The sequence below is a fragment of the Erwinia sp. OLFS4 genome (assembly GCF_002752165.1).
GTDB lineage: Bacteria > Pseudomonadota > Gammaproteobacteria > Enterobacterales > Enterobacteriaceae > Izhakiella.
In genome coordinates, this window is the sequence record NZ_MOMB01000024.1 from 1 (window position 1) to 9702 (window position 9702).

General features: G+C 46.9%; 10 protein-coding genes. 8 read left to right on the plus strand and 2 right to left on the minus strand.

Features of this window, described 5'->3' with window-relative positions; all coding sequences use genetic code 11:
• Both BL249_RS06365 and BL249_RS19370 read right to left on the minus strand, forming a co-directional pair.
• On the minus strand, positions 1–131 hold a 131-nt coding region (locus BL249_RS06365; RefSeq protein ID WP_342633895.1), incomplete at its 3' end, for an IS1 family transposase.
• Between the two features lie 9 nt (positions 132–140).
• A complete protein-coding gene (locus BL249_RS19370) occupies positions 141–275 on the minus strand; it encodes a hypothetical protein (RefSeq protein ID WP_256385455.1) in 135 nt (44 codons plus the stop codon).
• A gap of 893 nt (positions 276–1168) precedes the next feature.
• On the opposite strand from BL249_RS19370, the gene BL249_RS06370 reads away from it, so the two are divergent.
• The 8 genes from BL249_RS06370 to BL249_RS06405 form a co-directional block, all read left to right on the plus strand.
• Positions 1169–1765 carry a fimbrial protein gene (locus BL249_RS06370; RefSeq protein WP_099707587.1) on the plus strand — a complete coding sequence of 199 codons (597 nt, stop codon included), beginning with the start codon at positions 1169–1171 and terminating at the stop codon, positions 1763–1765.
• A 159-nt stretch (positions 1766–1924) separates the two neighbouring features.
• The gene (locus tag BL249_RS06375) at positions 1925–4486 is read left to right on the plus strand and encodes an outer membrane usher protein (protein ID WP_099707588.1); all 2562 of its coding nucleotides are present in this window, start codon (positions 1925–1927) and stop codon (positions 4484–4486) included.
• 75 nt (positions 4487–4561) lie between these two features.
• Positions 4562–5314, plus strand: a complete 753-nt coding sequence (locus tag BL249_RS06380; protein ID WP_099707589.1) for a fimbria/pilus periplasmic chaperone — start codon at positions 4562–4564, stop codon at positions 5312–5314.
• Between the two features lie 90 nt (positions 5315–5404).
• Positions 5405–5956, plus strand: a complete 552-nt coding sequence (locus tag BL249_RS06385) for a fimbrial protein (RefSeq protein ID WP_099707590.1) — start codon at positions 5405–5407, stop codon at positions 5954–5956.
• A gap of 138 nt (positions 5957–6094) precedes the next feature.
• The gene (locus BL249_RS06390; RefSeq protein WP_099707591.1) at positions 6095–6940 is read left to right on the plus strand and encodes an MrpH family fimbial adhesin; all 846 of its coding nucleotides are present in this window, start codon (positions 6095–6097) and stop codon (positions 6938–6940) included.
• Positions 6941–7641: 701 nt separating this feature from the next.
• The gene (locus BL249_RS06395; RefSeq protein WP_158233126.1) at positions 7642–8205 is read left to right on the plus strand and encodes a fimbrial protein; all 564 of its coding nucleotides are present in this window, start codon (positions 7642–7644) and stop codon (positions 8203–8205) included.
• A 135-nt stretch (positions 8206–8340) separates the two neighbouring features.
• Positions 8341–9162: an MrpH family fimbial adhesin gene (locus BL249_RS06400; protein ID WP_099707593.1), complete on the plus strand. Its 822-nt coding sequence runs from the start codon at positions 8341–8343 to the stop codon at positions 9160–9162.
• A 408-nt stretch (positions 9163–9570) separates the two neighbouring features.
• Positions 9571–9702 (plus strand): IS1 family transposase (locus BL249_RS06405; RefSeq protein ID WP_342634061.1); only part of this gene is annotated, 132 nt, incomplete at its 3' end.

Below are 9702 nucleotides of genomic sequence, written 5' to 3' on the forward strand. Positions count from 1 at the left end.
TAAGCGTAAGTGAGTTGAAACACGCGGTGGCAGTCACGGCAGCGAAATCTGTCATAGCCTTTAGGGTTCTGACCATGGCGGTAAACCTGAACAGACTGACAACGGGGACAATGAACGTTAACGCTGGCCATAAGAGAACCTCAAAAGCCCGCATTATACATCAGATTCAACCAATTAGAGGCATCACCAGCGGCTTTATCCGGCCGTAACACCAGCGACATCAGAGAAATGAACGAAAGTGCCCCCACCTGAATACTGCTGACAAGCCACAGCAAACCGGGCGCCATGTTGTGACTTATTATAATTATGATGAAGGAATAATCTGTTCAGAATAAATAAAAACAATCAATAATAACAAAAGCATAACATCAGTTTAATCCTAACAAATGAATAAATAATCCACCATCAGATGATTACGCCATGGGAACAGAGACAAAGGGTTAACACTCTTCAAATGATACAAATTAAGATCATAAGAAAAACATAAAAAATACGATGAATTAACAGCATCATTGAGTCCTGAACGCATACAAAACGGCTAGCCGCAAAAAATATCGGCGTTTCCCTTTCAGTCATCTTTAACTGATTACGCTGATAACCCTCAGGGAAAAATAGAAAAATATCAACAAACTACCTTATAAAACCAGGATATTCTGCCATAAGAATGGCACGTAAGCTGTCAAGTAATAGTTAACTTCTTTACCTTTGTTTAGATAACATTAAACAACTAATCATTATGATGATCAGCAAAATAACATTAATGGCATTATGCTATACCCGACTAAATAATTAAGGTATTTACAGATAAAATATTGTTAAAAGACGACACAAACAACCTGATTTAAATATAAAAATCAGGATTATAACAGTTTAACCATCAATAAAATGGCAGCGCAACCATGCTGTTAACATTTAATTAATTCCAGGGAAATATAAAAAATAAACAACCGATAAACACCTGGCGACTAAAAGAAATTAATACTTATCCTATAGCGCGACATAATATTAGACTATCAAAACAGTTGTTGATTCTAACGCAAATACTGTATCAGAAATGAAAGAAACAGTGATTGCGTTTTTATAAAACTGTTAATTAAAAAATAAATCTATACCCCCTCCGGGTATGGATTGTGATTGCTTATATTTTAATAAATTACGGAGTCTATTTGTGAGTATGAAAAAACTTACTCTGGCGGTAGCTATGCTTTCAGCTATGGTGGCAACGACGGCAAATGCCGCAGACCATGGGCATGGTTCAGTAAAATTCACAGGCAGCATCATTGATGCTCCATGCTCAATTGCGCCTGAAAATATTGATCAGACTGTCGATATGGGTGAAATTTCAAACCAATCACTGAAAAATGGTGGCACATCACCAAAACGTTACTTCTCCATTAAACTGGAAAACTGTGACGTCTCAGCGCTCGAAAACAAAACCGTTAGCATCACTTTTACCGGTCACCATTCAGATCTAAATGCGAACAATCTGGCGATTAGCGGCAGCGCTTCCGGTGCCTCCATCGGCATCATCAGCGCAAAAAGTGATAAGGATAAGAACGGGACCAAAATTAAGCTGGATCAGCCAAGCAATGAGATAGCAATTAATAATGGTAATCCGGTACTGCAATTTGCGGCTTATTTGCAAGGCGACGCGGTTAGTCCTAACAGTGAAAAAAGCACAGACTCACAGGATGAAAGTCTTTCATCTATTATTACCCCTGGTGAATTCACTGCCACAACGAATTTCGTCTTAGATTACCAGTAATATCTCTGCGAGCGGATGCCCTCACGGCATTCGCTCGTTTGGTAAAAATATTATGCGCCATTCTGAATGTTGTTATTTTCTGAACCAGGTCAGTTATCAGCAACCGCGGCCTATCAGTTGCGTTGACGCGCCTTTTCGCTTTCAGCTCAATTAACTCTGATGAAAGGATATCACCCTACCCCCACATCGTTACTCACCGGGATAGTACTTGTACTGCTCGGCCGGCCGGTTTTTGCCGGCGGACAAATTGAATTTAATAGCGATGTACTGGATGCTGCCGACAAAGAAAGTATTGACCTCAGTAGCTTCGCGCGCGCCGGGTATGTGATGCCAGGGAACTATCAGATGGTGATAAAAGTCAATGATGATAAAGAGTTAGCCGAAAGAAACATTCTTTTCCTCGCACCTGATGATGATCCCAATGGCAGCGAACCATGTATTCCAGCCTCGTTAGTTACGCAAATCGGCCTGAGAAACCCGCTGTTAAAGGAAATCACTTACTGGCATCACGATCAGTGCCTGAATATCTCCTCGCTGAAAGGTATGCAGGCTCATGGCGATATTGGTAGCAATACGCTCTATCTCAGTATTCCCCAGGCTTATCTGGAATACAGCGGAATTAACTGGGATCCCCCCGGCAGCTGGGATAATGGTATTCCCGGTTTTTTACTGGATTATAACCTCAACGCACAGCTAACCCGACCGGCAGCTGGCAACGACTCCCGTTCGCTGAGCGGTAACGGCACCAGCGGAATTAATGTGGGTCCATGGCGCCTGCGCGCCGACTGGCAGGGTGATTACGAAGCCACTGCCGGGCAGCCCGGCAGCAATAGCAATTTTGACTGGGCAAGATACTATGCCTTCCGCGCGCTGCCCAATATGAAAGCGGATCTGATGCTGGGCGAGGCGTATCTCAACTCCGGATTTTTCGATAGTTTCCGTTATCTTGGTGCCAGTCTGCAGTCCAATGACAATATGCTGCCACCTAACCTGCGCGGCTATGCCCCTGAAGTCACTGGCGTGGCGAAAACCAACGCCCGGGTCACTATCAGTCAGAAAGACAGAGTGTTGTACACCACCACCGTGGCGGCCGGACCATTTCGTATTCAGCAACTGAGCCCGGCCACCAGCGGCACCCTTGAGGTTAAAGTGGAAGAACAGGACGGCAGCGTCCGTACTTTTCAGGTCAACACCGCCAGCATCCCCTATCTGACCCGCCCAGGCGCGGTGAGATACAAAATGGCCATCGGCCAGACGATGGGTAACCTCCACCAGATTGAAGGGCCAAAATTCGCCAGCGGTGAGTTTTCCTGGGGCGTCAATAACGGCTGGTCGCTGTATGGCGGCGGCTTGCTGGGCGGGAGCGCATATAATTCTGCCGCCATTGGCATCGGGCGCGACCTGATGGCAATGGGCGCTTTGTCGTTCGATATCACGCAGTCATGGGCAAGGATCCCCGAACTGCATGCCGGACGTTCATACCACCTGAGTTATTCAAAAAGATTTGATCGCTACAACAGCCAGATCACCTTTGCCGGCTACCGTTTCTCACAGCGTAACTTCATGAATATGTCGCAATTTCTTGATAAACGCTACCATAACTATAACGCCGGCAATAGCAAAGAATTGTATTCAGTGACCTTCAGCCAGCAGTTCAGCAAACTGGGCCTGGACGGATATCTGACATACAGCCATCAGACTTTCTGGGAGCGGCCTGCAAACGATAATTACAGCCTGTCGCTGTCCCGGTACTTTGATATTGGTCATTTTAAAAATATCAGTCTGAGTATTTCCGCCTACCGCAGCTACATTGATGATCGGCAGGATGACGGGCTATATCTCTCGTTGAATCTGCCCTGGGGTGAGAAAAGTTCACTGACTTATGACAGCCAGTACAGTAACCACAAGGTGCTTAATACCCTGGGCTATCTCACCATGCTCAGCAACAACGACAGCTATAACCTGAAAGCTGGCGCAGACGCTAACGGTCATGCAATGGGCAGTGCCTACTATACCCACCAGGGCGATATCGCGCAGATGACAGCCAATGCCAGCTATCAGAGTGAAGCATACAGTTCTGCCGGCCTTAGCCTGCAGGGCGGATTAACCGCTACGCTGCACGGCGGTGCCCTGCATCGTATCAATATCCCAGGCGGCACCCGTATGCTGATTGATACCGACGGCATTTCCAATGTACCGGTGCGGGGATTCGGGGCAATTAGCCACTCCAACTTCTTTGGCAAAGCGGTTATCAGCGACGTAAACAGCTACTACCGCAATACGCTTAGCGTCGATGTTAACCAACTGGCGGATAATGTTGATGTTAACCGTTCAGTGGTGCAGGACACCCTTACTGAAGGCGCCATTGGCTATGGACGCTTTGGGCTGGTTGCCGGTGAAAAAGCCATGGCCATTATCAAAATGGCGGACGGTTCACCGCCGCCGCTGGGCGCTATCGTCAGTAATCTGAATCACCATCAAACCGGCATTGTCGATGAAGACGGTAACGTCTGGTTAACGGGAATTAATCCGGGTGCAGTAATGAACGTGCGTTGGGACGGCCAGACACATTGCAGCGTGAAGCTGCCTTCTCCTTTGCCTGAAAAGGTGGATAACCTGGCACTGAGATGTCGCGCCCTGCCAACCGCCGGTTCGCAAAAAACCGTTAGCCTGATTGCCACAATCGCATCCCGGCAAGCAAAGGTGCAGCAACATGCCTGACAGGCTTCCCTGGCTAACCGCTGTTTTTTACCCCAGTAACCACGTGTTTAAACTATTTATTGAGGTTATTTCACCATGAAATTTACACTTCGCCTGCGTATTGCAGGCAGTTTTGTTGTCAGTCTGCTGCTGTTGCAACAGGCCAGTGCCGCTATTTCACTGGACAGAACCCGCATCGTTTTTGATGGCAACAACCGCTCAATGAGCGTCAATATTGCCAATGATAACCGCGAATTGCCTTATCTGGCACAAGGATGGATTGAAGACGTTAACGGCAACAAAATTACTTCGCCGCTCATCGTCCTGCCGCCGCTGCAACGGCTTGAACCGGGTTCGCGTAGCCAACTGCGTCTGCAAAGCACCCCCGCAATTGCGCAGCTCCCGCAGGACAAAGAAACGCTGTATTACTTTAATCTGCGCGAAGTACCGCCAAAAAGTCACACAGCCAATACCTTGCAGATTGCTTTGCAAACCCGGGTAAAACTGTTTTACCGTCCGGCCGGTCTGGTTGCCAATGCCAGTGATTATGCCAATCCCTGGCAAATGCAGCTGACAATGATCCGTAATGGTAACCATTATAATGTTAATAACCCGACACCTTATTACGTCACTCTGGCATCGGCCGCATCCTCCCTGCAAGGCAAAGAGGTGGAAGAATTTGAACCGGTCATGATCGCCCCGCAAAGCAGTGTCACACTCAATATCAGCGCCGCAGAACTGGGTGACAAACCGGTGCTGTCCTATATCAATGATTTCGGCGGACGACCGAAGCTGCTATTCAGCTGCGCGGGCACGCGGTGCAGCGTGAAAGAGAATAAGCCGGGGTGACCCCTTTATGCCCTGCCAGAATAGCCGGCGAATTTTACGCCGTCGTCAGCTTCAGACTCAGCGACCGCTGACTCTATCAGGAGAAAGAGGATGGCAAATAACGTCTCAGGCGCACGAGGACTATTATCCATCGTGCTGCTGAGCTGCTTTGTCAGTTCAGCCCGTCCGGCCATGTATGATGTGGCAAAAATGGAGATTGACGTCAAGGTAAGAGCGCAAGCCTGTGATATCAGACCCGGCGATGCAGATATTCATCTGGACTTTGGTAACGTGGTGAAAAACGATCTGTACCAGAATGGATACAGTGACAGTAAACCCTTTGCCATCCATCTGTATAAATGTGACAACCGCATCGCCCGCAGCGTATCGGTACGCTTTGTCGGTCGCGAAAGCTGGAGGCTTAAAGGAAATCTGGCCTTTAACCATAATAGTCTGGCTCACGGCGCAACGATTGCTTTAGAAACCGGCGAGGGTAAGCACATTAGTATAAATCATAGCGAGCTGATATACCCGTTAATGCCCGGAAGTATGCAGCTCAATTATAGAGCCTATATTCAAGGCGAACCAAGAGCTATTGAGAACAGGCGAATAATCTCCGGATATTTCTCTGCCACGACGGTCTTTTTGCTCAATTACGATTAGTAAATAAGTGAGTCTGTCGGCATTACAAATATCATGCCCCTTTAGAAAATTACCAGAGGCGGTGAAAAAATAACGCAGCCTGCTGTCTGCTTTTTATATCAGCAGACGGTGACTGAGTTATTGCCAATAAAGACTATTATGATGAAAAAATTACTGTTGCCGTTATTAATATGTTTAATTCCTTTTCGTCTGTATGCTGGCGCCTACGTTATGCCAGGCGATGTCCTGTATAACCCATATAATGATATGGATAATTATTATATCACGCAGCAGATTATCGCCTGGGACGAAAATCCCGACGCGAAAAATCCCTGTTACCATTCAGAGGTGTGTTATCTTGGACCCGACGTTCGTTATAAGCGCGATAATCCTGATGATACAGGGCAACCTGGATTACTCGGCAGCTGCAGCAGCGGTAATTGCATTGAAATTAGTCATCTGCGAACGAGAAAGCAGGTTGCCGACAAGTTTAAACAACATTTTGGTATTCCCTTCACCTCCAGGCGTTTTGCCATACACGCTGATGCAACGGTCTGTGTCGGACTGTTTTATATAACACATGAACCAGGAGAGGATGAAGACGCGGAAGTATGGCCCGGCAGTACTTGTGGCCAGCTCCCACCGGTTAACCAGGCATGCAGGGTTTCTCTGCCTGCAGAGGTTAATTTTGGCACACTCGCGGCCGAGGAACTCGAAGGCCAGAATCAAACGGTAACTGGCTATGTTCAGTGCAGAATACCCGGTTTTGTATGGCTGACCGCACGTTCGAAAAGTGGTGAAAAAGACGTGATGCTTTCACCAGACGGCTCGTTGTATGCCACATTAAATCTTAACCGGAAAAGAGCCGGAAAACGCTTAAAAGTCGCAATGCGTTACCGGTCAGCCGTCGTGCCGTTTAACCTTAAGGTCACACTGCATAAATCAGGCAGCGTGTCACCCGGGCATTACCACAATGCGGCTATTGTGATGCTTTCCTACAACTGATATATCCTATCAGCACCCGGTCTGTTGCTTCTCCTTCCACACCGCGGATATCCAATAAAGAAGATTATTAATATCCGCTTCATCAGCGTCCCCCCTCTCATTTAACACCTATCACTGCGCAAGATAAGCCTTTTGCAACACACAAGCCTGACAAACTGAACATCACAACCTAAATACACAAATCATAGCCAAAAACTATTAAAAATAATTAAATGATCGTTAATATCTATTTTAAAACAATCTGATTGCCAGGATAATATAACGCAGGCGTATTTTAAGCGCTTTTATAAAATGACACGTAATAATAAAGGAAAAACCACAGGGTCGGTTAATACCTGGCCAGATATGTTCATCATTGTGTTAAGGAATGACAAATGAATGCAACGCAGCCTCAGCCAGTCCTTCAGCAAAGCATCCGCAGAATGCCTGCCATGCCACAACACAGCGCCTTTTCATCTGGCAAAATTAATTACAGATCAATAACTTAATCGACTCCTCAGCGCCATTTTTGAAGAGTCAACGGCATAAGTAGTCCGCTAAGATCGTGACCGGGTAGGCAGCATTGCGATCAGTCAAAGCAGCTGAAATAACCTGAACTCTTTTTAACAAGTGCAAATAATGACTGAACATAACAGGTAAATAATGCCAGAGGTTACTGATTAGCGATAATATTTTTCCGGCAATAACGCGAAAGGATGCAAATGAAAATAGTCAGATTACAAAGTGAAACTGGCGTGTTATTAAGCATGTTGCTGACACTGAGCCTGTGCTTTATAAGTAAAACCAGCCAGGCAGAAGATCTGATAGCGGAAACGCGTATTAAGGTCAATGTATTTACCGATGCCTGCAATATCAAACCGGGAGACGAAGCTATTCAGCTCGACTTTGGCACTATTGTCAAAAAATACCTGTATCTGCATCAAACCACCCCCAGTAAACCCTTTTCTATCCACCTGATTAAGTGCAAACCGGACCTGGCAAAAACCGTCTCGGTCACTTTCTCTGGTCTGGAAAACCAGGCGCTGACGGGCAAACTGGCCTTTAATCCTGGCAGCCTCGCTCGCGGTGCAGCAATTGGCCTGACCACGCCAGACGGCCAGCCGGTGATGATAAACAGCACCAAGCACACTTATCCGCTAAGTTCCGGTGCCATGCAGCTGGATTATCTGGCTTATATACAGGGTGAACCTCAGGCCCTTTCGGCAAAAAAAATCATTGCAGGGACTTTTAGCGCATCCGCCATATTTTCCTTAAGTTACCAGTAGTGATTATGTTTGGTTAAAAACAGTGTGTAGTCACAGCAACAAAATACACAACAGGCTGATTAATCATACCTTTATCTTAGTCGCGCCCGTTACTGATATCGTCAATCACTTTCTTTTCATTTGGTGCAGGCAACTATGAAGAACTATTTATTACTGACGCTGATACTGATCGGCTTATTCCCCTGCCGGCTGTATGCCGGTGCTTATGTTATGCCGGTAACCACCTATGTCAGAGCGGGAACCAATTTTGTGATTCAGGAAATTATCGCCTGGGATGAAGAGCCCGATACGCCAAATCCCTGTTACGGCATTTCGGCCTGCACTATTGGTCCCGATGTACTTTACGCCACCCACCCCCCCGGTTTACGAGGCAGCTGTAACAGCCGTAACTGTCTGGTGATAGGCGGGATGAAAACACGCCAACAAGTGGCCGAGGCATATAAGCGACGATTTGGTATCCCCTACAGAGTAACCGCTTTTTCTATTAATGCCGAGGAAGCAACCTGTGTCGGGCTATTTTATACCACTCATACACCGGTTGGTGGCGTAGAAGATGCAATCCAGTGGCCCGGTAGCACCTGTGGCAAGCTACCGCCGGTGAATCAGTCCTGTTCGGTTTCTCTGCCTGCCAGCGTTGATTTTGCCTCACTGCCCGCTTCCAAAATTGATGGCAAAACCAGGACGATTACCGGCCATGTTAGCTGCCGTCGTGCCGGCGAGGTGCTCTTATACGGCCGTTCGCGAACCGGTGAGAGAAACGTTATGCTCTCAGATGACAGGCAATTATATGCATCATTAAATATCAATAATCAGGATGCATGGCGGGGGGTAAATATACACGCCACCGGTCAAAACATTTCAGAGCCGTTTTCTTTTACCGTTATGCTGCATACCAACGGTGAAGTTTCAGCCGGTCAATATCAGGGGATTGCCATTGCACTCCTTGCTTATCCCTGAAGAGCAGGCGCGCTCACCTCAGGCTCACGTTTGCAAGCCCCGCTGTTCCAACCAGCGGGACAGCAGACAATCACAGACAGGCGCTAACGTCGGATTGAAATGTCTTCACTTTAGGTTACTGCGCAGGCTTCTCTTTCATGCGTTTCTCCTTCTCAGGTCATAACAGAAGATAAACCCACAATAAAATCGCAGAAAACCTCTCTGCGCTTCAGCAATGCGGCAGGATAGCGATGCACCGCCGTGACGCCCCATACAAGGTTTAATGATTTTTCATTATTAAAAATCATATAAAGAGAATGGCAGAGTCTTTTTTTATATTGTTCTATACTTTCATAGAAGTAAGAAAAAATGGGTGATGCCTCTAATTGGTTGAATCTGATGTATAATGCGGGCTTTTGAGGTTCTCTTATGGCCAGCGTTAACGTTCATTGTCCCCGTTGTCAGTCTGTTCAGGTTTACCGCCATGGTCAGAACCCTAAAGGCTATGACAGATTTCGCTGCCGTGACTGCCACCGCGTGTTTCAACTCACTTACGCTTCA